Source organism: Lentilactobacillus laojiaonis, assembly GCF_020616595.1.
GTDB lineage: Bacteria > Bacillota > Bacilli > Lactobacillales > Lactobacillaceae > Lentilactobacillus > Lentilactobacillus laojiaonis.
On the sequence record NZ_CP085278.1, the window covers coordinates 546,187 to 569,694 of the forward strand.

The following is a 23,508-nucleotide window of genomic DNA, read 5'->3' on the forward strand; positions in this document are numbered from 1 at the left end:
CGTTTTTAATGATCAAATTACAAAATCAGTATTTAACAGTTCATGTTAATGAATTGGGAGCCGAACTTACTAGTGTTAAAAATGAAGATGGTTTGGAATACATTTGGCAAGCGGATCCAAATTACTGGAATCGGCATGCACCAATTTTATTTCCAATTGTTGGTCGGTTAAAGAATAATCAATATGAATACGCTAATCAAGATTATTCTTTAACTCAACATGGTTTTGCAAGAGACATGAAATTTTCGGTAGTTTCTAATGATGAAAAAACTGTGGTATTAGAACTTACATCTAGTGAAGATACCTTAAAAGTATATCCATTTAAATTTACTTTATTAGTTAAATATCAACTAGATGAGCATAAACTAGACGTATCATATCAAGTAATTAATAAAGATAATACGGACTTACTATTTTCAATTGGAGCCCATCCCGGCTTTAATGTCCCATTAACTGCAGATACTGATTTTGAAGATTATTTTGTTAAATTTTCGCCAATGGCAGTATATAAAAGAATACCGTTAGAGCCACCTTACAGTGCTCCTAAAAAAATTACAGATATTAACTTAACTAAGCCGCTTAGTTTGAACCATGAGATGTTTAATAAAGATGCTTTAGTTGAGGTACTTAACGAAAAAGAAACTTCGATTTTAATAGGTAATAAAAAGAATGATCATGGGGTGTTATTAACGATTGACAATGCTCCTTATGTAGGAATTTGGTCACCTTATCCCAAACAAGCACCGTTTGTTTGTATTGAACCTTGGTGGGGATTAGCTGATACTGTCGATAGTGATGGAAAACTAACTAATAAATTTGGGATTAATAAATTACCAGTCGATCAACAATTTGATGCTAATTTTCAAATAACTTGTTTTTAAATCAAAAGCACCCTCATAATAAATGAGGGTGCTTTTTAAGTTTAATAAATCACAATCATAATTTATCATTTTTAGTTCATGGATTGCTATACTTTTAGTAAATAATATAAGGAAGTGATATATTGACTAAAAATACCAAATCTCCATTATTTAAAATTGCGTTATTATCTATTTCGATTCTATTGATGATGGGACCTGCTGTATCTACCACTGTTCCATCGATGACGAAAACTTTAAGTCATGAATCGTCTTCAGCCATTGAAGCTATAGTAAGTATTCCAAATTTCGGTTTGATATTTGGAATTTTAATTGGTGGATTTTTAGCAATTCATTGGGGAGCTAAACATACCGTTTTACTTGGAGTAGCGGGAGTTTTTGTATTTGGGATAATACCAGTATTTACTGATAATTATATTATCTTGTTAATTTCTAGATTTATTTTAGGAGTAAGTTTTGGTTTATATAATTCTTTAGCAATTAGTTTAATTTCTGAATATTATTCAGGAAATGAATTGTCAACAATGATGGGTTACCAAAGCGCGGTTCAATCGTTAGGTAATTCAGTATTTACCTTCTTAGTTGGATATCTATTAATGTTTAGTTGGCATGCATCATATTGGATTTATGCAATCGCCTTGCCAATTCTATTCTTGTTTGGATCTGTAATTCCTAATAGTAATCCGGCTGAGACTACTAATCAGAATGGACAACAAACTAAGGCTAAACAACGGGTTAATCTTCAAGTTATTTTAATTTCGTTTATTACATTCTTTGTTTTTGGATTTTTTATGGTGTTAACTGTTAAATTAGCCAGCATTTTTACTACCGAAAAAATCGGTACAGCTAGTGAAGCTTCAGCTGTTTTAGCTGTGTATACTTTATTAGCAATGGTCATTGGTTTTGTTTATGGTAAAGTTCATAAATTAATGGGTAAAACCGTCTTACCTATTGGTTTGATAGTAATGGCTATTGGATTTGTAGGCGTATCCATTTTTGATTCATTTTGGGGAGTAACTATTTCAGTATTAGTAGTTGGGTTAGGTTACTCCATTTCTAGTCCATATTTATTTACTTTAGTTACTTTAGTAGCTCCTCAGGGTTCTAAGAATATGGCATCATCAGTTATGCTCATAATCTTAAATATTGGGGTATTTATAGGACCTATTTGGGTAAATGGTTTGGCTTCTCTAATGGGGCTAAAATCATCTGCTTCAGAAATGATTATCTGTGCAGTAGGTTTAGTTATTATAGCAATTCTAGTAATTTTAGGACAAATAAAGAATAAAGGAATAGTTTCTAATAATTAAGGAGGTTAAAATATGTCAAATTCAGATGCTTATCCTAGAACGGAAACATATTATGATAAATTAGAACGTTTGGCTAAAATTACTCAATTTGAAAAAGATCAAAATGGAGTATTATCATTAACTAAGCGTGATCCGAAAGTAAAAGAAGGTCAAGAAGATCCAGTTTTAGCTGAATATCAAAAGGAATATAAATTTCCTAAGGATTATCAGGCTGCTAAATCTAAGGCCATGCAATCGGCTGAACGTGAGCCTAGAAATGATACTGAAAAAAAATTATTTGATTGGCGTGCACGAATGAATGGAGTTAGCAAAAACATGGCTCCATATGTGGATACTCGATTGATTACTACTGACGAAGGGATAACTATGAAAGAATATACTCCTAAGTTGGTTGACCAATCTAATCCATTACCAGCAGTAGTTTATATTCATGGTGGTGGATTTATTGGTGGTTCAATTTATTTAACGGAAGACTTTTCGTATCTTTTATCGCAAGTTGCTCGGGTAAAAGTTTATGCGATTGATTTCCGATATGCGCCTGAATATGATTATGAAACAGCTATTTCAGACAACTATACTTCATTAAAATACCTTTATGATCATTCCAGTGAATTGGGAATAGATCCAAAGAACATTACATTGTATGGTGAAAGTACGGGAGCTAATATTACGGCGGCAGTAATTTATACTGATCGTGATACACGCTATGCTAAACAGCAAATACTATTTTATCCATTAGTAACCATTGATTCAGAACAAATTCGCAAAATGGTACCAACTGGTTCAGGAAGTGGAGCAGTAGGAGCTAGCGGAGATTTTACCACACTAATTGATACAATTGGAACAGCTTATACTCATAATAAGATTAGTAAATTGGATCCGTTAGTTTCACCGATAAATTATTCTGATGATATCACCAAAAATCTTCCTCGGACGCTATTAGTAGCTGATGAATTCGATCCTTTACATGAGGAAGATTATGATTTTGCGAAGAAATTATCTCAAGCAGGAGTAGATCTACACTACATTTATTATCCAGGAATGACTCACGCATTCTTAAATAACGTTGGACTATATGCTCAAGCTGAAGATGCTGCTTATGAAATTGCTAAATGGCTATCAAAAGCGAAATAAATAAAAAGATGTTATCTAGATTAATCTAGATAACATCTTTTTATTTATTCTGCTTACGAATATAGTTGCCAATACCAAAAGGTACCATATTTTCTGAACCATTCAATATTCTAACGATATTTTTGCTATGTCGATAGATGATAAATACCGTAAGGATAATTGCTAAAATACTTAATAGTAAGTCGTGGGTAAAAATAATAATAATTGTAATAATAATAAATGCTAAGATACTTGCTAGACTTACCATACTAGTTAGTAAAATAAACGTTATCCATAAACCGGCAGCAATTAAAAACAAAACCGGGTTATATGCTAAGAGCATTCCGGCACTGGTAGCGACAGCCTTTCCTCCCTTAAAATGGTCAAAGATCGAGAAGGTGTGACCTAATATAGCCATTAATCCAAAAATTAAGGGATTTAATGTCCAATTATTAAAGAATGTAGGTAAAAGAGTTGCGATAACTCCTTTAGAAATATCGAGGATCATTACAATGGTACCAGCGATTGGACCTAAAACACGATAGGTATTGGTGGTACCAATATTTCCTGATCCATGTTTTCTAATGTCAGTATGGAAAAATATTTTTCCAATCCATACACCACTAGGAATAGAACCTAATAAGTATGCAATAACTAACATTATAATAATTTGTAAAACCTTTAAATTCATAACTGACCTTCTTTTAAAAATAGGATAAGATAATTAGGAATGTCTATAATTCTAGCATGTTTTATAGTTGTAGCCAATAAAATTCGTTTTCAACCAACAAAAATTAGGTTATTATAAAATAGATTGCAAAAAAGGAGTCTGTTAATAATATGGCAAATCAAAAATATGATTATGAAGATTCTTCTATTCAAATTTTAGAAGGATTAGACGCTGTTAGAAAGCGTCCCGGAATGTATATTGGTTCCACAGATAGTCGCGGGCTCCATCACCTAGTATATGAAATTGTTGATAATGCAGTTGATGAAGTCTTAGCTGGTTATGGTAATGAAATAAACGTTACTATTCATGAAGATAACAGTATTACAGTTAAAGATCACGGGCGTGGAATGCCAGTAGGGATGCATGCCTCTGGAAAACCTACCCCTGAAGTTATTTTAACGGTTCTACATGCCGGTGGTAAATTTGGCCAGGGCGGTTATAAAACTTCCGGTGGTTTACACGGGGTAGGGGCATCAGTAGTAAATGCGCTATCCTCAAAATTAACTGTTACTATTGTACGAGATGGAATTAAGTATCAAGAAAGTTTTGAAAATGGTGGTCACCCAATTGGCACATTAGAAAAATTGGGGAAGACCGGCTTACCAAATGGAACTATGGTAACGTTTAAGCCGGACTCACAAATTTTTACTACTACGGTTTATAATTTTAGTACCTTATCTGAAAGACTTAGAGAGGCTGCTTTTTTATTAAAAGGAACAAAGATAACTTTAAGTGATGAAAGAGCTGGTCAAGAACAAGAAGAGGTTTATCATTATGAAGCTGGTATTAAGGAATTTGTTGCTTACTTAAACGAAGATAAACATACTTTAGGTCCCATTATGTATTTTGAAGGTAAAAAGGAAGGCATTGAAGTAGAAGTATCTGCTCAATATAATGATGGATATTCAGAAAACATGCTTTCTTTTGTAAATAATGTACGTACCAAAGACGGTGGTAGTCATGAAGCGGGATTGAAATCTGGCTGGACGAAAGCTTTCAATGAATACGCCAGAAAGATCAATTTATTGAAAGATAAAGATAAAAATCTGGATGGTAGTGATGTTCGAGAAGGATTATCAGTAGTAGTTTCTTTAAGAGTGGCAGAAGAAATTTTACAATTTGAAGGTCAGACTAAAGAAAAATTAGGAACTCCCGAGGCTCGATCAATTGTAGATGGAATAATTAATGAACAGTTGGGCTATTTCTTAATGGAAAATGGTGAATTTGCCCAAACCTTAGTTCAAAAAGCCATTCGAGCTCGTCAAGCTCGTCAAGCAGCTAGAAAGGCTCGTGATGAAAGTCGTAGTGGGTCTAAAAAACATAAGCAAGAACGACTATTATCTGGAAAGCTAACTCCTGCTCAATCTAAAGATTATAAGAAAAATGAGTTATTTTTAGTTGAGGGAGATTCCGCTGGTGGATCAGCTAAACAAGGTCGCGATCGTAAGCATCAGGCAATTTTACCACTTAGGGGTAAGGTATTGAATACCGAAAGAGCCAAATTAGCTGATATTATGAAAAATGAAGAAATTAACACGATGATTTACACTATTGGTGCTGGTGTTGGTAGTGAATTTAATATTAAGGATGCTAATTATGACAAAATTATTATCATGACAGATGCTGATGATGATGGAGCACATATCCAAATTTTACTTTTAACATTCTTCTATAAATACATGCGACCAATGATTGACAATGGCAGAATTTATATTGCTATGCCTCCATTGTATAAATTACAAAGTAACGGCAAAAAGCCTAAAATTGAATATGCCTGGACCAATGATGAATTAAAAACAGCAGAAAAGAAATTTACTAGAGGGTATTCATTACAAAGATTTAAAGGACTTGGTGAAATGAATGCTGATCAATTGTGGGAAACTACTATGGATCCGGAATCAAGAACTCTGATTCAAGTAAGCATTGATGATGCAGCCTTAGCGGAAAAACGTGTTACTACTTTAATGGGTGACAAAGTTGAACCCCGTAGAAAATGGATTGAACAAAATGTTAAGTTCAATATGGATGATGATGGAAGTATTTTAGATATTTAATTAAGTAGTAAAAGGAGGCACATTTTTATGAGCAAAATTGAAAATATGACTCTTGAAGATGTCATGGGTGACCGATTTGGACGTTATTCAAAATCAATTATTCAAGAACGCGCACTTCCAGATATTCGTGACGGATTAAAACCCGTGCAAAGAAGAATTTTATATGCCATGAATAAAGATGGTAATACCTATGATAAAGGCTTTAGAAAATCAGCTAAGTCGGTCGGAAATGTAATGGGTAATTTTCATCCGCATGGAGATAGCTCAATTTATGAAGCTTTGGTCCGGATGAGTCAAGATTGGAAAGTTAGAGAACCATTGGTTGAAATGCATGGTAATAATGGTTCAATGGATGGTGATCCACCAGCCGCTATGCGTTACACTGAAGCCAGATTAAGTAAAATAGCAGGTGAAATGCTTGCGGATATTGATAAGGATACTGTTGATTGGATATTAAATTTTGATGATACAGAATATGAACCAGTAGTTTTACCAGCTCGTTTTCCAAATTTATTGGTTAATGGCTCAACTGGGATATCTGCTGGGTATGCAACGGAAATTCCCCCTCATAATTTAGGTGAAGTAGTTGATGCACTTTTATACTTACAAAAACACCCGGATGCTGATTTAGATGAACTAATGCAGTTTGTAAAAGGTCCGGATTTTCCAACTGGCGGAATTATTCAAGGAATTGACGGTATAAAAAAGGCTTACGAAACTGGTCGCGGTAAAATTATCGTACGAGCAAAGACTAGTATTGAAAATATTCGTGGTAATAAATCACAAATTGTTATTTCGGAAATTCCATATGAAGTTAATAAGGCTCAACTAGTTAAAAAGATGGATGAAATAAGAATAAATAAAAAAATCGAAGGTATTGCGGAAGTTCGGGATGAATCTGACCGAGAAGGACTATCAATTGTAGTTGAATTGAAAAAAGATGTTGATTCTAAAGGAATTTTAAACTACCTATTCAAAAATACTGATTTACAAATTTCATATAACTTTAATATGGTTGCAATTAATAATATGCGTCCGGAACGTCTATCCTTAAAGAAAATATTGCAAGAATATTTAATTTATCAACGAAGCATTATTCGTAAAAGGACTATCTATGATCTAAATAAGGCCATGGACCGCCAACATATTATTCAGGGATTGATTAAGGCGTTATCAATTTTAGATAAGGTTATTAAAACCATTAGAGCTAGTCAGAATCGTAAGGATGCTCGAGATAATTTAGTGAGTGAATATGAATTTTCTGAAAAGCAAGCTGATGCAATTGTTGCTTTACAACTTTACCGATTAACTAATACAGATGTTAGTCAATTAGAAGCTGAAGCTAAACAATTAGCTGATCAAATCGAAACCTACAATAAAATTTTAAATAATGAAAATGAACTTGATAAAGTTCTATCTAAGGAATTAAAAGCAATTCTAAAAAATTATCGTCAAGATCGCGTAACCGAAATCCAAGAACACATTGATGAACTTAAAATTAGTATGGAAGTTACCATTCCAGACGAAGACGTTGTAGTGATGGTTAGTCATGATGGCTACATTAAACGTAGTAGTATGCGTTCATACACGGCTTCATATAGTAAGGAAAGTGGTCTTAAAGAAGACGACTATTCAATGTTCTTACAAAAATTAAATACTCGTGATCATTTATTTATGTTTACTAATATGGGTAATTTAATTTATCGTCCAGTTTTTGAAATAAATGATTATAAATGGAAAGATACTGGAGAGCATATTTCCCAAACTATTGGTTTAAATGAAGATGAAGAAATTATTGCAGTATATCCATTTAAATCTTTAGATGAAGTTGGTCAATTTATAATTGCCACTAAAGAAGGATATATTAAACGAGTTAATTTTGAAAAATTAAAACCAGGTAGAAATTATCGCAAACATTCTTTAATATATGAAAAATTCAAGTCCGATACGGATCGAGTAGTTGGCGTTAAATATTTGGATGGCATTGTAGATAAATCGGTATTATTAATATCTAATTTAGGATTGGCTTTAAGATATTCTATTGATGAGATTTCAGTTAATGGTGCTAGAACCACTGGGGTTAAATCAATGAATTTAGGAACAGATGATTATGTAGTTGGTTTTGAATTAGTTGGTTCTGAAGATACAATTGGAATAATAACGCAACGCGGGGCATTTAAAAAACAAAGTGTAAGTGATATTCCAATTACTACGAGAGCTAAAAAGGGTATTTTGATCATTAAGAAGTTAAAAAATGATCCCCATAAAGTTGTTGATTTTACATTAATAGTCGACAATTCACCATTAGAAGTAATTACTAATCGACGAAGAATTCATGATATTTTACCATCTGAATTTACCCTAAGTAGTCGTAGTTCCAATGGATTATTTTTAATTGATATTGATGCTGAGGGTATCCCAGCGGTTATTCAACCAAAGATTATGGAATTAATTATTAGTTAAATCTTAAGTAATTAATATCCGGATTGATTATTTATAATTTTAATATTATATTTATTTAATATAAATGATTAATATTACTTGTAGATTTAGGAGAATTTGAATGAAAACGACCCAGGAGAATATATTTTCTTCAAAAACGTTATCTTATTTTTTACAGCTAGCTGATACGATGAACTATACCCAAGCTGCACAAATTTTGGGAATTACACAACCTGCCCTAACCCAACAAATTAAAAAGTTGGAAAGAACTGTTGGCACACCATTATTTTATTCAGTTGGTAAAAAGTTGAAACTATCTGATGCTGGGATAACAATGTTAAGAACAACTCATGAAATTTATGATTTGTTAAATGAAGCTACTGATGAAATTCAGCAAGCTACTAGTTCGAATATTGGTGAAATTAATTTAGGAATTTTATCGTCAATTGAGACTAAAGTAATTGAAGACTTTACAATTGAATTGTACAAACGTAATCCTGATTTAGTTATTAATACCTTGATGCTTAATCGCAAAGAGATTTGGGAACATTTAGAAAATAATAAAATCGATTTAGCAATTATGTATTTACCGGATGAATCAATAAAGAACTGGAAACCTTATAGCTCTAAGAAAATTGTTACGGATGATTTGATGTTTATTCACCATAATGAGAATTATAAAAATCGCAACAAGATTAAGTTAAATGATTCTAAAAAGCATCCGTGGGTAATCTATCCACGCGAGTATTATCTAAATACTTTATTACATGAATCATTTAAAAACTGCAATATTGATTTTCCTAAAGTTGCCGCAAGATATACTAATCCAGACCAGATACTTAAGTTTGCCATTAGTACCCAATTAAACACGGTTTTACCTAAATCATATATTTTAGGTGTTGATAAGCAAAAATTATCAGATCAACATACTTGGATTACTGAATTTGATCCTAAAATAAAATTTGATTTATCTTTTGTTTATCGTAATAATAAGAATCAAATCCCTCGAATAAAGAACTTTTTAGATAGATTTGATGCTTTTCTTAAAGAAGAAGATTACTTCTCAAGATTAGAAAAATAAATTTAAATAATTAAGGAGTTTTTACAATGAAACAATATGTTTTTGGTCACCAAAATCCAGATACTGATGCAATTGTTGCTGCAATCGCATTTTCATATTTACAAAATCAAAGAGGATACGATACCCAAGCAGTTTCTTTGGGTGAAGCGGGTCCTGAAACTGTTTTTGCTTTAAACTATTTCCATACAGATGCTCCTAAAGTAATTACTAATGCTAAACCAGATGTTGATTCAGTTATGCTAGTTGATCACAATGAGTTCCAACAAAGCGTTGCGGATATTGAAGAATTAGAAATTACTCATGTAGTTGATCATCACCGTATTGCCAATTTCAATACTAATAGCCCACTTTACTACATGGCTAAACCAGTTGGTTGTACTAGTACCATTTTGACACAAATGTTTATTCGTGAAGAAGTTAAGATTCCTAAGGAAATCGCTGGTTTAATGATGTCAGCTATTATTTCTGATACTTTATTATTAAAATCACCAACTACTACTGAAGAAGATAAACTTGCTTTAAAGGCATTAGCTGAAATAGCTGGTGTTAATTATGAAGAATATGGAATTGAAATGCTTAAAGCAGGTACTAATGTTGATTCTAAATCCGATAAAGAATTAATTGATGCTGATGCTAAGTCATTTGATCTTAATGGTAACAATGTAAGAATTGACCAAATTAATGTGGTTGATTTTAATGATGTTACTAAGCGTAAAGATGATCTTATGGCAGAAATGCAAAAAGAAGCACAAAGTGAAAACTATGATTTATTTGTAGTTATGGTTACCGATGTATTGAACAGTAATTCTAAAATGATTGTATATGGTGATAAAGCAAATGAAGCTGCTGCTGCATTTAATGCTAATCTAGATAACGACATGGTTGATTTACCAGGAATTGTTTCTAGAAAGAAACAAGTAGTTCCTGCTTTAACTGACGCTTTGAAATAAAGATTAAAAGACTTAATATCTGTTAGAGATATTAAGTCTTTTTTATTTTTATTTTAAATGAATGTGCTAAAATGTACCCAAACTTCTTAGTAGATTTTGCAATATTTAGGAGGATTTAGTTATGACAAAATATGATAAAGATATATTAAAAAAGAAATTAAATTCTGAACAGTATGCAGTAACTCAGGAAGCGGCAACTGAGCGACCATTTTCTGGTGAATACGATGATTTTTATGAGGATGGAATTTATGTTGATGTAGTAAGTGGTAAACCATTATTTTCTTCAAAAGATAAGTATGATGCTGGCTGTGGCTGGCCATCATTTACTAAACCAATCGATGAAAAAGAAATTGTTGAAAAAACGGATACTTCTCATGGAATGATTAGAGAAGAAGTTCGTAGTACCGATGCTAATTCTCATTTGGGTCATGTATTTACAGATGGTCCTAAAGAAAGTGGTGGCCTAAGATTTTGTATTAATTCAGCAGCTTTAAAATTTATTCCACTTGATGAATTAAGTAGTCAAGGATATGGTGATTACGAGAGATTGTTTAAATAACTAAAAGTAAGTTTTGTAAGGAGGAGTATCTTATGGAAGAAACTGCAATTTTTGCCGGTGGATGTTTTTGGTGTATGGTCAAACCTTTTGATCAAATGCCTGGAATAATTAGGGTTACTTCAGGATATACCGGTGGACATACAGAAAATCCAACTTATGAGGAAGTTGCAAGTCATAAAACCGGACATACAGAAGCGGTTGAGATTGTATTTGATCCGGAAAAAATTAGCTATAAAGACTTGGTAGAAATTTATTGGCGACAAACTGATCCAACTGATGCTAGTGGTCAATTTCAAGATCGAGGCGATAGTTACCGACCAGTAATTTTTGTTAAAGATGATAACCAAAGAAAGATTGCGGAAGCATCTAAGAAGGCTTTAAGTGAAAGTGGTCGTTTTAATGATCCAATTGTAACTTCAATTGAAGAGGTAAAGCCATTTTACCCAGCTGAAGATTACCATCAAGATTTTTATAAAAAGAATCCTTTTAGATACCAAATTGAAGAGATGGGCGGTCGAGAAAACTTTATCAAGAAAAATTGGGATAAATAAAAAAGCTAGCCAATTGGCTAGCTTTTTTATTATTAAATTCATTTTAGTGAACAAATAGACTTAATAGAAGAACCATTAACAATCCAACAATTGAAATGATAGTTTCCAAAACGGTCCAAATTTGGATAGTTTGTTTAACAGAAATATCAAAGTATTCTTTAAACATCCAGAAACCGGCATCATTAACGTGAGATAAGGCTAATGAACCAGCACCGATAGCTAAAGCCATTAATACTGGGTTGGCGTTTAATGAGTGCATTAATGGAGTAACTAAACCAGCAGCTGTCATACCAGCTACGGTAGCTGAACCAAGAGATGCACGTAAGATAACAGCAATTAACCAACCTAAGATTAGTGGAGATAAGCTAGCGTGAACCATTACGTCTTGAACGGCTTTACCAACACCACCATCAATTAAAACTTGTTTAAAGGCTGCGCCACCACCGATAATCATTAGTAGCATAGCAATTGATTGAATAGCAGTTGAAATGGTATCAGAAATTTGTTTCATTGAACGTTTGCGGTGAATACCCATTGACCAGATAGCGAATAGAAGTGCAATAACCATGGCGATCATTGGGTTACCAAGCATAACAACGATTGATGAAAAACCGTGTGGTTCTTTAGGAGTTTTTCCACCAAAAACTACGAAAGTGTAGATGGTAGAAATTGCCATAAAGATTACTGGGAATAATGATGTTAATACAGAAATTCCAAATCCTGGAGTTTCTTTAAGATCAAATTCTTTAATTTCACCAAAGGCTGGTAAACTCTTTTTAACTACAAATGCATCAGGAACCCATTTTTCAGCGATCTTTGTAAATACTGGTCCGGCAATGATAACGCACGGAATAGCTACAATAATACCGAATAAAAGAACTTGACCAATATTTGCACCTAAAGCAGTTGAAACTGCGGTAGGAGCAGGTTGTGGTGGCAAGAATCCTTGGGTAGCTGATAAAGCAGTTGCCATAGGAATACCTAGATAAACAAATGGAACATCTGCTTCAAGAGCAACTGAGAATACGATTGGAGTAAGAAGAACTAAACCAACTTCGAAGAATAATGACATACCAATAATAAATGATGCAATTACAATTGCTAGTTGGAGACGTTTCTTACCAAATTTTTGAATTAGGGTTTGGGCAATTCGATATGATCCACCGGAATCAGATACTAATCGGCCGATCATGGCACCAAATCCAAAAACAATGGCTAGTTCACCAAGTGAACCACCAATACCAGTTTTCATTGCATCAGCAATGTCTGCTGGATTCATACCTAGACCTAAAGCAACTAAAATTGAAGTTACGATAAGTGAGACAAAAGTATTAAGTTTTACCCTAATGATTAAGAACAATAGGAATAAAATACCTAATAGTAAAACAACGAAAGGCATAAAATCACACTCATTTCTTTCTTTTTTCGTAATTTATGATAGCGATTTAAAAACCGCAACAGAAACATTTTAAAGGAATTTCGAGATAAATACAACCTTAGATTTATAAGCATTTATATCATTTTACTAATATGTTTATAAATAAAAAATAGTATGAATTTCAATTCCTTTAATGTAAAACGGATTAAATAAAGGGTTCGTTCAAAATTTAATCATCTTACACTGAATTTTATTCTATCATTTAGCTAACTTTTTTAAAAAAAATTTGATTTTTAAATATTTTATAAAATTTTATTGTAAAAAGATAAAATTGATTTTAAAGTTAAATTAAGAACAAAATAAAAGGAGTAGATTTATATTTTTGATACACGCAATCTTAGAGGATTAAAATTAGTTTTGCATGGAATTGTTATTGGTGGAATAACTGGTGCTGTAATTAGTATATTTAGAAAATTAATCGAAATATTATTAAAATTAACTACATTATTTTACATAAAAAGTAATTCTAATTTTAATTATATGTTGGTAATTTTATTGATAAATTTAATGATTTGGTTAGTGGTTAGTCAAATGATTAAAAAAAACTTACATATAATGGGCTCGGGAATTCCAGAAATTAAGGGAATTTTGTTAAATAAATTAAAATTAAATTGGTTATCAACCTTAGTTAACAAATTTATAGCAAGTGTTTTAGTTCTAGGTACAGGGGTATTTTTAGGTAGAGAAGGTCCAACCGTTCAGTTAGGTGGAATGATTGGTCAAGGCTATGGAGAGATTACACACAATTCAAATCAAGATATTCGATACTTAATTAAAGGTGGGGCCGCCGCTGGAATATCTGCAGCTTTTAATGCCCCGATTGCAGCTACAATTTTTGGCCTAGAAGAATTTGGTTACTCTTCTTTAGCATGGATGACATCATTTTCCGCAGCTATTACGTCTGATTTAGTGGCTATGAAAGTATTTGGATTAAAACCCGTTTTATATGCGGCTAAAAATCATAGTCTACCTTTAAAATTTTATTGGTATGTAGTATTAATGGGAGTGATTATTGGGTTATTAGCATTCCTATTTCAAAAAAATTTATTGATCATGCCAAATATATATCAAAAGTTGTTTAAATTTATTCCGCGTAATTATCAGGGAATAGTTCCACTAGCTTTAATAATTCCAATTGGCTACTTTTGGACTAATGCTTTAGGGGGAAGTAGTAGTTTAATCGTTAGTTTATATAAAATTCCATTAACCATTGTATCGCTAGTAATATTATTAGTATTACGATATGCTTTTACCATGCTTGCGTATGGCTCTGGTCTTCCAGGAGGTATCTTTTTACCAATGTTGACCCTCGGAGCCATAATAGGAGCATTATATGGCGTATGTATGGTTAATTTAGGTCTCTTACCATTAAAATATTTAATTGATTTTATCATTTTCGGAATGGTGGGATATTTCTCAGGAATTAGTAAAACTCCTTTTACTGCAATACTATTAATAACAGAGATGGTTGGTAGCGTTCAGCACCTAGTTCCGTTAGGATTAGTTGCATTAACTTCATATTTAATAGTTGATCTATTAGGTGGAAAGCCAATTTATGATTCTATGATGAATAATATGTTAAAAACGGCGTAAATCAAAATTAGTATCTAGAAGTCCAAATAGTGTTAAAATCAATTTAAATTAAGGGGGAAGAGATTATGGAATTAACTGAAAATGAATATCATATTTTAGAATCGATTGATTCTGGTCAAGCAGAAATTGGAATGAGTTTATCATCTCTTATTGATTTTTGTGAATTTAATTTTAATGCTAATCCAAAACCATTAATCGATGTTGGATATATCGAAATAAATCCGGATCTTAATGGACTAACAACCAAAGGAAAAGAAGCTTTAAAAGCTTATTACAATAAAAGAATTTAAAAAAATCGTTACCAAAATGGTAACGATTTTTTGTTTATGCATAATTTGATTTGACTGAAAATGGAAAAGCATTTTTATATTCAGTTCAAGATATCTTGATATAATTTCTGAAAATCAAAATAGTATTTTAACTTATGACATTGTTTGCATTACAAAGAAAAGAACGATTTAATCGATAAAGTGATCCATCAATTTAAGCAATTATAAAGGTACTAATAAATAATTTTTTTGCTAAATTATGTAAATTGTGTTTTAATAGTTGTAACTAATAAAGTTACAACTATTAAGGAGAAATCATGAAAGAGTCAACCAAATTTAGTGATGCAATTCATATTCTTGCGTTTATTAAAATTTATTCTAGTATAAAATTAACTAGTCAAATAATTGCTAGTAGTATTGGAACTTCACCAGTAGTTGTTCGAAGATTGATGTCACAGTTAAGTGAAGCTAAATTGATTTATACAACTAAGGGAACTGCTAATCCTAAATTAGCAAAAAAATTAGAAAGTATTTCACTTTTAGATATAATGCGAGCAGTTGAAGAACGTTCTTTATTTAATGTGGATAATAAAACTAACCCGGATTGTATTGTCGGTGGCAATATTCAGGAAGTTTTGAAAAAAAAATATGCAGAAGTTGAAGAGGCTATGCAAACTAAGCTAGCAAGCATTACTTTACAAGATATTGTTGATGATATCTTAATTAAACAGGCGGAAAGGACCGGTGATTGTTAATGATGGTAACTATAACTGGAGCAACTGGAAATCTTGGTCAAAAAGTAGTCAATGAATTGACTAAGTTAATTAGTCAGGAAGAAATTAGATTAGCGGTCCATACCCCAGCTAAAGCTAATAAGTTTCATAACTCTAAAATGTCTATTGTACCAATTGATTATGCAAATATTGACTTAATGGTTAAGGCTTTTAAAGACAGTGAGGTTTTAATTTATATTCCCAGTATTACATATAATGTTAAGCAACGAATTATTGAATTTGAAAATAGTTTAGTTGCAATGAAAAAAGCACAAATTAAAAATTTAGTTTTTGTTAGCTTTTTTGCTGATCAAGAAAATAATCCATTTAAAATGTCGGGTTATTATGCTTATGTACCACGAAGACTAGCAGGAACTAATTTAAACTATGCTATTTTGAAAAATTCTTTGTATGCAGATCCATTAATACCATATTTACCAGAATTAATTGAACGGGAAGGGTTAATATATCCAGTTGGCAATCAGGCACTATCATTTATTACAAGGTCTGATAGTGCAAAGGCCATCGCTAAAGTAGCAGTAACTCCTAGTTTGCGTAACAGTGGACAAAAATATTTATTAACACAGGGAGAAAATTACACTATGAACCAGTTAGGAAATTTGATGACGGAAATAACTGGTCACCATATAGGCTACAATGAAATGACACTTGAAAATTTTGCAAGGGAGTATGCTGATGAAGGTGATGGAGATGAATTAGCATCCATGTATAAAGCTGGTGCAATGGGATTAATGAATGGCATTAGTGATGACTTTATTCAAATAACAGGTAATAAGCCCAAAACCATGCGAGAATTTTTACGGGAGAATTATATAAAATAGTTAGTTATTAGGAAGGAAATATAGATTGATAGAATTTAGTCATATTAATAAAAAATATCTAAATCAACTGGCATTAAATGATTTAAATCTAACAATACCTACTGGTGATTTATTTGTCTTGGTTGGTCCAAGTGGGAGTGGAAAAACAACAACCTTAAAAATGATTAATCGTTTAATAGAACCAACCAGTGGTACCATTAAGCTGGATAATCAAGATGTTACTGAAATTAACGTCCAAAAATTACGCTTAAATATGGGGTATATTTTGCAAAATATTGCGTTATTTCCTAATTTAAATTTACAAGACAATATCGCAATACAACTAGAGGCAAAACATGTTCCTAGAAGTAAACGAGTCAAACAGGCTAGGAAATTATTAGACTTAGTGGGTTTGCCCGCAAATGAATATGCTATGCGCTATCCTCGCGAATTATCCGGCGGTGAACAGCAAAGAGTGGGAATCGTTAGGGGAATTTCAACCAATCCTAAAATTATATTAATGGACGAGCCGTTTAGTGCGCTAGATCCCATTTCTAGAAAGCAACTACAAAATTTAGTTTTAGAGCTTCATCAAAAGCTTAATGTAACGATAGTGTTTGTTACTCATGATATGCAAGAAGCTTTAAGACTAGGTACTCATATAGCAGTAATGAAAGATGGACATATTCAACAAATTGGGACACCTAATGAGATTACAGATTCACCCGCCAATAATTTTGTTAAAGAGTTTTTTGATTCGGTAAATATTGATACCAATATTACACTTAGTGATTTTATACTCGACGGCTATGATCAATTACCTCAAGATAATGGGAATTATTTAGAACTACCTATGGAAGCTACGATCAATCAACTATCTCAAGGACTTAAGGGACATACTGATGGTGTGAAAGTTAAAACTAGTGAGGGAACTTACCGAGTTATCACTACTAATGATTTGTTAAGCTTCATCTCAGAAAGAGGGGTTTAATTAAATGTGGCAAGACTTAATTAAAACAATTAATACTCAACATACTGAAATTTGGCAAGCATTAATTCAACATATTGAATTGTCATTAGTTTCGCTACTAATTGCTGCGATAATCGCAATTCCCTTAGCGGTTGTTTTGATTAGAAATAAACGATTAGCTGAAATTGTTTTACAAATAACGAGTATTATGCAAACTATCCCTTCCTTAGCATTGTTAGGAATCTTAATTCCGTTTGTTGGAATAGGTACGGTGCCTTCAATAATTGCATTAGTAATTTATGCTATTATGCCAATTTTTCAAGGAACCTATTCTGGCTTGTCGGAAATTGACCCATCATTAAAAGAAGCGGAATTAGCATTAGGATTACCCAAATGGATGACTTTATTTAAAATTGATTTACCACTTGCTATGCCATCAATTATTGGAGGTATTCGAGTGGCGTTAGTTTTGATTATTGGAACAGGTACCCTAGCGGCTTTAATTGGTGCCGGTGGATTAGGAACCTACATTATTACCGGTATAGAAACTAATAACAATTCATACTTAATTATTGGTGTTATATTATCTTCTATTTTGGCAATTACTTTTTCAGCTCTAGTAAAATGGATTGGATCATTTTCACAGAAAAAAATAATTATAACTTTTTTAGGATTATTAGCCATATTTAGTGGTTATTTTGGATACCAAAAATTGATTGGTCCTAAAAATGAAATAGTTATTGCTGGCAAGTTGGGTAGTGAACCCGATATATTAATTAATATGTATAAAGAATTAATTGAACGAGATAATCAAAATTTAAAAGTCACGCTTAAACCAAATTTTGGAGCAACTACTTTTTTATTTAATTCGTTAAAAAGTAACCAAATTCAAGTTTATCCAGAATTTACTGGTACCATTACGCAAACAATCTTAAAAAATGCTACAAATAGTACAGATCACTCAGCAAAATTAACTTATCAACTTGCTAAACAAGGCTTAAAAAAGCAATATGATATGGATTATTTACAGCCAATGAAATACTATAACGGCTATGCATTACTAGTTACTAAGCAGTTTGCTAAAGAATATAATTTAAAAACTATTTCAGACTTATTGCCAATTGCAAATAAACTACAGGCTGGATTTGACCCGGATTTTAATTCCTTAAAGGATGGTTATCCTGGAATTAAGAAAAGCTATCATTTGAATATGGGTTCAATTAAAACTATGGAACCGGTTATTCGATATAAAGCAATTGAAAAAGGTAAAGTTAATATTGTTGATGGCTACACTACGGACCCTGAAATAAAAGAGTATGACTTAGTAGCGTTAAAGGATGATAAAAACTTCTTCCCACCATTTCAGGGAGCTCCATTATTAAAAAGTTCGACCCTTAAAAATTATCCATCAATAAGAAAATCATTGGAAAAACTAAGTAATCGCATCTCTAATACGGATATGCAAGAAATGAATTACCAAGTGCAAATTAAGCATAAAAAAGCTTCTAAGGTAGCACATAATTATTTAAAACAACATAAAATAATATAAAAAACCGCCTATGAAATATAGGCGGTTTTTATTATAGATTACCATTATTGTAATCTATAGTAATTCCTTCAACTGAATTAATAACTACGATTTCTTTATCAATTATATTGTCGGAAGATTTAATATCAACAATAGATCCTCGAGGGACAGTTTCATTCTTGTTATATAGAGGGGTTGTTTCGTAATAAATTGTAGCAGTTTGGCTAGGATGATTTACCCAATAATTTTCAGCTAATTCTTCAGCATATCGCATACCACCATCTTGATCGGCTCCCACATTTTGTGGTCGAGTTCCGGTAGTGAAATTATATTTAGAATCATATGACCCCTTACCTAGTAAACTATCAGCGATTGAATGACTACGATTATATAAATAGCCATGATAAGTACGGTTGTTTAGTCCATAATGAATTGAAACTTTGGGATTATGTGGCCAAGCCGGAGGATCAAGAGGGGACCCCTGTCTAGAACCTCTTGATGCTTGATATTCAGAGTAAGTTAAAATTGCTCGAGCAGTCGAGGATCGACCTAAACTATCAGCAGAAAATTTATAATTACCAGCATTCATGCCGTCAAAGCCACTCAGTCTAGATTTACCATTTTCCCAATAATAGTTGCTAGTGGGACCTGCGGACTTTTGGTTGGTATAAGAAACTAATCTCGTTAAAATTTCACTTTGCGAACTAGTTACATTAGTAGATTGATTGTTACTATTAATTACTTTATTAGTGACAGTTTTTAAGTAATTATTAGGTGAAGTATGATTGTTATATGTAGCAAAGCCACCAACTAATAACAGAATTCCAGCCAAAATGGTTAGCAAACTAGGGAATTTATTAGTTGTTTTCTTATTTTTCTTTTTTGCCAATTTATAACTCCTTTAATTTAATTAAATTGATATAAAATTACACCATAACTTAAATATTACAATGTAATATTTAAATTAACAATACGTTATTTTATTCTTATGACTAACTATGTAGTATGATTAAATCACGGGGATATCCTTGGGGGATATAAAAACGATGTGTTAGTTCTTGGGGGAGGACTAACACATTTTTTGTTGTCAAAGATGTTACATAATTAATTATCAATAAAATTCCGTTACCTCAAAATTAGGTAACGGAATTTTTTATTAAAGATAGTATAATTAAATTACTAATAGGAGGTCGATTATGCTAAGCGATAAAAATGTAAAGTTAGAGGATGTTGCTAAATTAGCTGGAGTGTCAAAAACAACAGTATCTAGGGTTTTAAATCATCGTGGTTACTTAAGCCAGAAAACCATCGATAAAGTGCATGAAGCTATTGATAATTTAAATTATCGACCAAACCAAATTGCTCGGCAGTTGCATGAAAGAAAAACTAATTTAGTTGGGTTAGTCTTTCCTACTATGAATGATCCATTTTTTAGCCAACTTGAGACTAAACTAGATAGTCAATTATATAAATTAGGTTATAAAACTTTACTAGGTAATAGCCAAAATGATCCAGATAGAGAACAAAATTATCTACAACAGTTGTTAAATCACCAAATTGATGGACTAATCGTTGGTTCTCACAATAAAGGACTAACAGAATATAATAATTTGAATTTACCAATAATATCTATCGAACGACATATTGCTGATCACATTCCAGTGGTAGCATCAGATAATTATTTAGGAGGAAAGCTTGCCACACAACAATTAATTGATGATGGATGTAAACATATAATCCATACTAACTATCCTGAATTGATTGCTTCAACCAATCAATTACGCCAAAATGCATATGTAGATGTAATGCATAAAAATAATTTGCCGGTAACAATATATCATATTGATTTTGATTCTTCTTTGGAAGATAAAATTTCAATTATTCATCAATTATTTATAGAACACCCGGAAGTTGATGGAATTTTTGCAGATAATGATACAAATGCAAATTTAATAATGCAAACGGCTAAAAAGCTAGGATATAAAATTCCGGAAGATTTAAAAATAGTCGGTTTTGATGGGTCAAAAATGGTACAGATGTTTTTACCGGAATTAACCACTATACAACAGTCAATTGATCAGATGGCGGAAGTGGCAGTAGAACTATTAGAGCAACGAATTGAAGGTAACACTGAAGTTAAATCGGTTACTTTGCCAGTAAAATTGATTAAGGGATCTACGGCATAATTTTTAAAAAATATTTTATGTCAATCGATTGACATATTTTTGATAAGGATCTAATATTAAGTTGTTAACTAATGTAAGCGCTTAAAAAATAAAGGAGTGAAGATTTATGTTATTAGGTAGTATTGAAGCAGGAGGGACAAAATTTGTTTGTGCAGTAGGTAATACTAATTATCAGGTTCAAGATAGTATTAGAATTCCTACTACCACTCCTGATGAAACTCTTGGAAAAGTAGTTGAATATTTTAAACAATTTGATGAGTTAGGAGCTATTTCAGTAGCCTCATTTGGACCAATTGAAATTCGCCACAGTTCAGATAAGTATGGATATATTACTAATACTCCTAAACCTGGATGGCAAGATACTAATTTTGTGGGAGTTCTAAAGCAATACTTTAATATTCCGATTTATTGGACCACTGATGTTAATGGTTCGGCATATGGTGAATATGTACTAGAAACCCTCTTTAATAAACCGGTTCATTCATTGGTTTATTACACAATTGGAACTGGGGTCGGAGCTGGATGCGTAATTGATGGTAAATTTGTTGGGGATGCTGGTCATCCTGAAATGGGACATATTAAATTAAAACGTCATCCAGAAGATATTAATTTTGATGGGATCTGTCCTTTCCATGGTGATTGTTTAGAAGGATTAGTAAGTGGTCCTACGTTTGACGCACGTCTTGGAAAACCGGGTAAAGATGTACCTTTAAGTGATCCAACTTGGGATATAATGGCTTACTATGTTGCTCAAGCCGCAATGGATGCAACTGCGATGTTTAGACCTGCTGAAATTGTATTCGGTGGTGGTGTAGTTAGTGAACCGTTCTTAGATAAAGTTCGTAAGCAGTTTAATGAACTATTAAATGGATATCTCGAAGTAGGGGATTTGAATGACTATATTAGAATGCCTTTAGCAAAAAACAACGGATCAGCAACGCTGGGTAATTTTGCATTGGCCTTAAAAGCAGCCACTGAATAACTATTAATTGGGGGAAAATAAAATGGCATTTAATAAAAGTTTATCAGGATATTTTGATGATCTAGCACATGTGGGAATTCCAACTGATGATCTAGAAAATAGTATTCAATTTTGGCAATCATTAGGATTCAAAGAAATTGGTCGCTTTACAATGGAAGACCAAAAACATGAAGTGGCTTTTATGCGAGCGGATCATTTAATTATTGAAATTTGGAATAGTGATCCTGCTGTTCATCAAACAGGTGCAATTAATCATATCTCTTTAAATGTTAGTGATGCCGACGAAGCGTTTAAAGCTGCCAAATTAAATGGATATAAGATAAAAGAAAATGAGGTGCAACATTTAGATTATTGGCAAAATGGAATTAAATATTTCAATATAATCGGGCCAAATGATGAAATTATTGAGTTTTGCGAAATTGTCAAATAATTATTTAGTTGATTAAGTTATTTTAGTTAATTGGGGGAAAATAAAATGGTAAATGATAGTACAAAAAATGAAAATTTATCACCGTCAATGATAGCCTTTTATTTTATTATTTCACTAATAATTAATTCTGCTGGAAATGTTTTAACTTTGGCAACGAGTGATAAAATTCATCCGTCATTTTTAGGATCTGCTTATTGGACAGCTGCCGAAGCTAATTTGGGGATTGCTTTGCATTGGAATTTATTTTGGACATTTTTGATTTTAGGAATGCTTATTTCAGTCCTAAATGCAGTGCTAGTAGGTAAATTTAATGTTAAGCGGATTTTTGGAAACTTAATTTATATGGTTCCTTTTTCTGCTTTAATTCAAGTGTTTGAAAACTTCTTTATTGGTAAATTTTCAATTTACGGTGGTTTACCTGAAGCAAAGACACCCATGATGGTAGCTGTATATGTTTTCTTAAATTTTTTAGGAGTAGCCTTAATTGGGATTGCGATTTCGATTTACCAACGAGTTAATTTTGTATTACATCCTGCTGATGATTTAATGCAGATTTTAAGATTTAAGTATTTTAATGGTAATGCGATAATTGCTATGTGGGCATCGTATATTCCACCAACAATTATGGCAATAATCGCTTTAATGATAACTCATCAATTTACTAATTTTGGATTAGGGACTATTTTTGCCTTCTTATTTCAAGGAACCTTTACCAGTTTAGGTGATAAGTATGTGTTCAAAAATCTAGTTCACCAGAATTTTGATGTAGGTGAAAAGAACATAAAGCCTACTCAAGCGGCTAAAGAACCCAACCAAGTGAGCAAGATACAACACTAATAAAAAGAATCCT

At 32.2% G+C, this 23,508-nt stretch carries 21 protein-coding genes and 1 pseudogene; 19 read left to right on the forward strand and 3 right to left on the reverse strand.

Annotated features, from left to right (window positions below; translation table 11 throughout):
• Positions 1-8: 8 nt before the first annotated feature.
• The 3 genes from LHL71_RS02915 (at position 9) to LHL71_RS02925 (ending at position 3,322) form a co-directional block, all read left to right on the forward strand.
• Positions 9-881, forward strand: a complete 873-nt coding sequence (locus tag LHL71_RS02915) for an aldose 1-epimerase family protein (protein ID WP_227361528.1) — start codon at positions 9-11, stop codon at positions 879-881.
• 122 nt (positions 882-1,003) lie between these two features.
• Positions 1,004-2,188 (forward strand): MFS transporter, encoded by a 1,185-nt coding sequence (locus LHL71_RS02920; protein WP_227361529.1) that lies wholly within the window; start codon positions 1,004-1,006, stop codon positions 2,186-2,188.
• 12 nt (positions 2,189-2,200) lie between these two features.
• Positions 2,201-3,322, forward strand: coding sequence for an alpha/beta hydrolase (locus tag LHL71_RS02925; protein ID WP_227361530.1), 1,122 nt, complete (start codon positions 2,201-2,203; stop codon positions 3,320-3,322).
• Between the two features lie 40 nt (positions 3,323-3,362).
• Here LHL71_RS02925 and plsY read toward each other — a convergent pair whose 3' ends face one another.
• Positions 3,363-3,992 (reverse strand): glycerol-3-phosphate 1-O-acyltransferase PlsY, encoded by a 630-nt coding sequence (plsY, locus tag LHL71_RS02930; RefSeq protein ID WP_227361531.1) that lies wholly within the window; start codon positions 3,990-3,992, stop codon positions 3,363-3,365.
• 149 nt (positions 3,993-4,141) lie between these two features.
• Here plsY and parE point away from each other — a divergent pair, with 149 nt between their 5' ends.
• The 6 genes from parE to msrA all read left to right on the forward strand — a co-directional run bounded on the left by parE (position 4,142) and on the right by msrA (position 11,668).
• Positions 4,142-6,085, forward strand: a complete 1,944-nt coding sequence (parE, locus tag LHL71_RS02935) for a DNA topoisomerase IV subunit B (RefSeq protein ID WP_227361532.1) — start codon at positions 4,142-4,144, stop codon at positions 6,083-6,085.
• A gap of 27 nt (positions 6,086-6,112) precedes the next feature.
• On the forward strand, positions 6,113-8,548 hold the full coding sequence (gene parC / locus LHL71_RS02940; RefSeq protein ID WP_227361533.1) for a DNA topoisomerase IV subunit A: 2,436 nt from the start codon (positions 6,113-6,115) through the stop codon (positions 8,546-8,548).
• 100 nt (positions 8,549-8,648) lie between these two features.
• Positions 8,649-9,608: a LysR family transcriptional regulator gene (locus LHL71_RS02945; protein ID WP_227361534.1), complete on the forward strand. Its 960-nt coding sequence runs from the start codon at positions 8,649-8,651 to the stop codon at positions 9,606-9,608.
• Positions 9,609-9,634: 26 nt separating this feature from the next.
• Positions 9,635-10,558 (forward strand): manganese-dependent inorganic pyrophosphatase, encoded by a 924-nt coding sequence (locus tag LHL71_RS02950; RefSeq protein WP_227361535.1) that lies wholly within the window; start codon positions 9,635-9,637, stop codon positions 10,556-10,558.
• A 121-nt stretch (positions 10,559-10,679) separates the two neighbouring features.
• Positions 10,680-11,117, forward strand: a complete 438-nt coding sequence (msrB, locus tag LHL71_RS02955; protein WP_227361536.1) for a peptide-methionine (R)-S-oxide reductase MsrB — start codon at positions 10,680-10,682, stop codon at positions 11,115-11,117.
• Between the two features lie 32 nt (positions 11,118-11,149).
• Entirely contained in the window at positions 11,150-11,668 is a 519-nt protein-coding gene (gene msrA / locus LHL71_RS02960) for a peptide-methionine (S)-S-oxide reductase MsrA (protein ID WP_227361537.1), read from the forward strand.
• A gap of 43 nt (positions 11,669-11,711) precedes the next feature.
• Here the strand turns inward: msrA and LHL71_RS02965 are convergent, their stop codons facing one another.
• Complete coding sequence (locus tag LHL71_RS02965) at positions 11,712-13,067, reverse strand: gluconate:H+ symporter (protein ID WP_227361538.1); 1,356 nt, start codon at positions 13,065-13,067, stop codon at positions 11,712-11,714.
• 396 nt (positions 13,068-13,463) lie between these two features.
• Between LHL71_RS02965 and LHL71_RS02970 the strand changes: the two genes are divergently transcribed.
• From LHL71_RS02970 to LHL71_RS02995, 6 genes are all read left to right on the forward strand, one after another.
• The gene (locus LHL71_RS02970) at positions 13,464-14,699 is read left to right on the forward strand and encodes a ClC family H(+)/Cl(-) exchange transporter (RefSeq protein WP_227361539.1); all 1,236 of its coding nucleotides are present in this window, start codon (positions 13,464-13,466) and stop codon (positions 14,697-14,699) included.
• 65 nt (positions 14,700-14,764) lie between these two features.
• Complete coding sequence (locus LHL71_RS02975) at positions 14,765-14,989, forward strand: hypothetical protein (RefSeq protein WP_227361540.1); 225 nt, start codon at positions 14,765-14,767, stop codon at positions 14,987-14,989.
• A 296-nt stretch (positions 14,990-15,285) separates the two neighbouring features.
• Positions 15,286-15,723 (forward strand): Rrf2 family transcriptional regulator, encoded by a 438-nt coding sequence (locus LHL71_RS02980; RefSeq protein WP_227361541.1) that lies wholly within the window; start codon positions 15,286-15,288, stop codon positions 15,721-15,723.
• Positions 15,723-16,583 (forward strand): NmrA family NAD(P)-binding protein, encoded by an 861-nt coding sequence (locus LHL71_RS02985; protein ID WP_227361542.1) that lies wholly within the window; start codon positions 15,723-15,725, stop codon positions 16,581-16,583. Before LHL71_RS02980 ends, LHL71_RS02985 begins: the two co-directional genes overlap by 1 nt.
• 25 nt (positions 16,584-16,608) lie before the next feature.
• Positions 16,609-17,553 carry an ABC transporter ATP-binding protein gene (locus LHL71_RS02990; protein ID WP_227361543.1) on the forward strand — a complete coding sequence of 315 codons (945 nt, stop codon included), beginning with the start codon at positions 16,609-16,611 and terminating at the stop codon, positions 17,551-17,553.
• Between the two features lie 4 nt (positions 17,554-17,557).
• The gene (locus LHL71_RS02995) at positions 17,558-19,081 is read left to right on the forward strand and encodes an ABC transporter permease/substrate-binding protein (RefSeq protein ID WP_227361544.1); all 1,524 of its coding nucleotides are present in this window, start codon (positions 17,558-17,560) and stop codon (positions 19,079-19,081) included.
• Positions 19,082-19,118: 37 nt separating this feature from the next.
• On the opposite strand, the pseudogene LHL71_RS03000 reads toward LHL71_RS02995, so the two are convergent.
• Positions 19,119-19,904: pseudogene (locus LHL71_RS03000) on the reverse strand (DNA/RNA non-specific endonuclease); the annotation flags it as partial.
• A gap of 352 nt (positions 19,905-20,256) precedes the next feature.
• On the opposite strand from LHL71_RS03000, the gene LHL71_RS03005 reads away from it, so the two are divergent.
• The 4 genes from LHL71_RS03005 (at position 20,257) to LHL71_RS03020 (ending at position 23,495) form a co-directional block, all read left to right on the forward strand.
• Positions 20,257-21,246 (forward strand): LacI family DNA-binding transcriptional regulator, encoded by a 990-nt coding sequence (locus LHL71_RS03005; protein WP_227361545.1) that lies wholly within the window; start codon positions 20,257-20,259, stop codon positions 21,244-21,246.
• 106 nt (positions 21,247-21,352) lie between these two features.
• Positions 21,353-22,228, forward strand: coding sequence for a fructokinase ScrK (gene scrK / locus LHL71_RS03010; protein WP_227361546.1), 876 nt, complete (start codon positions 21,353-21,355; stop codon positions 22,226-22,228).
• Between the two features lie 22 nt (positions 22,229-22,250).
• Positions 22,251-22,658, forward strand: coding sequence for a VOC family protein (locus LHL71_RS03015; protein ID WP_227361547.1), 408 nt, complete (start codon positions 22,251-22,253; stop codon positions 22,656-22,658).
• A 45-nt stretch (positions 22,659-22,703) separates the two neighbouring features.
• Positions 22,704-23,495: a DUF6198 family protein gene (locus LHL71_RS03020; RefSeq protein ID WP_227361548.1), complete on the forward strand. Its 792-nt coding sequence runs from the start codon at positions 22,704-22,706 to the stop codon at positions 23,493-23,495.
• Positions 23,496-23,508: the final 13 nt, after the last annotated feature.

What these genes read in the sequence shown, in the direction of transcription:
- LHL71_RS03020 (WP_227361548.1), top strand. Translation starts at nt 22,704, where the DNA reads ATGGTAAATGATAGTACAAAAAATGAAAATTTATCACCGTCAATGATA.
- parE (WP_227361532.1), top strand. Translation starts at nt 4,142, where the DNA reads ATGGCAAATCAAAAATATGATTATGAAGATTCTTCTATTCAAATTTTA.
- LHL71_RS02915 (WP_227361528.1), top strand. Translation starts at nt 9, where the DNA reads ATGATCAAATTACAAAATCAGTATTTAACAGTTCATGTTAATGAATTG.
- LHL71_RS02985 (WP_227361542.1), top strand. Translation starts at nt 15,723, where the DNA reads ATGATGGTAACTATAACTGGAGCAACTGGAAATCTTGGTCAAAAAGTA.
- msrB (WP_227361536.1), top strand. Translation starts at nt 10,680, where the DNA reads ATGACAAAATATGATAAAGATATATTAAAAAAGAAATTAAATTCTGAA.
- LHL71_RS02980 (WP_227361541.1), top strand. Translation starts at nt 15,286, where the DNA reads ATGAAAGAGTCAACCAAATTTAGTGATGCAATTCATATTCTTGCGTTT.
- LHL71_RS03015 (WP_227361547.1), top strand. Translation starts at nt 22,251, where the DNA reads ATGGCATTTAATAAAAGTTTATCAGGATATTTTGATGATCTAGCACAT.
- parC (WP_227361533.1), top strand. Translation starts at nt 6,113, where the DNA reads ATGAGCAAAATTGAAAATATGACTCTTGAAGATGTCATGGGTGACCGA.
- LHL71_RS02945 (WP_227361534.1), top strand. Translation starts at nt 8,649, where the DNA reads ATGAAAACGACCCAGGAGAATATATTTTCTTCAAAAACGTTATCTTAT.
- scrK (WP_227361546.1), top strand. Translation starts at nt 21,353, where the DNA reads ATGTTATTAGGTAGTATTGAAGCAGGAGGGACAAAATTTGTTTGTGCA.
- LHL71_RS02995 (WP_227361544.1), top strand. Translation starts at nt 17,558, where the DNA reads ATGTGGCAAGACTTAATTAAAACAATTAATACTCAACATACTGAAATT.
- LHL71_RS02975 (WP_227361540.1), top strand. Translation starts at nt 14,765, where the DNA reads ATGGAATTAACTGAAAATGAATATCATATTTTAGAATCGATTGATTCT.
- LHL71_RS03005 (WP_227361545.1), top strand. Translation starts at nt 20,257, where the DNA reads ATGCTAAGCGATAAAAATGTAAAGTTAGAGGATGTTGCTAAATTAGCT.
- msrA (WP_227361537.1), top strand. Translation starts at nt 11,150, where the DNA reads ATGGAAGAAACTGCAATTTTTGCCGGTGGATGTTTTTGGTGTATGGTC.
- plsY (WP_227361531.1), bottom strand. Translation starts at nt 3,992, where the DNA reads ATGAATTTAAAGGTTTTACAAATTATTATAATGTTAGTTATTGCATAC.
- LHL71_RS02965 (WP_227361538.1), bottom strand. Translation starts at nt 13,067, where the DNA reads ATGCCTTTCGTTGTTTTACTATTAGGTATTTTATTCCTATTGTTCTTA.
- LHL71_RS02925 (WP_227361530.1), top strand. Translation starts at nt 2,201, where the DNA reads ATGTCAAATTCAGATGCTTATCCTAGAACGGAAACATATTATGATAAA.
- LHL71_RS02950 (WP_227361535.1), top strand. Translation starts at nt 9,635, where the DNA reads ATGAAACAATATGTTTTTGGTCACCAAAATCCAGATACTGATGCAATT.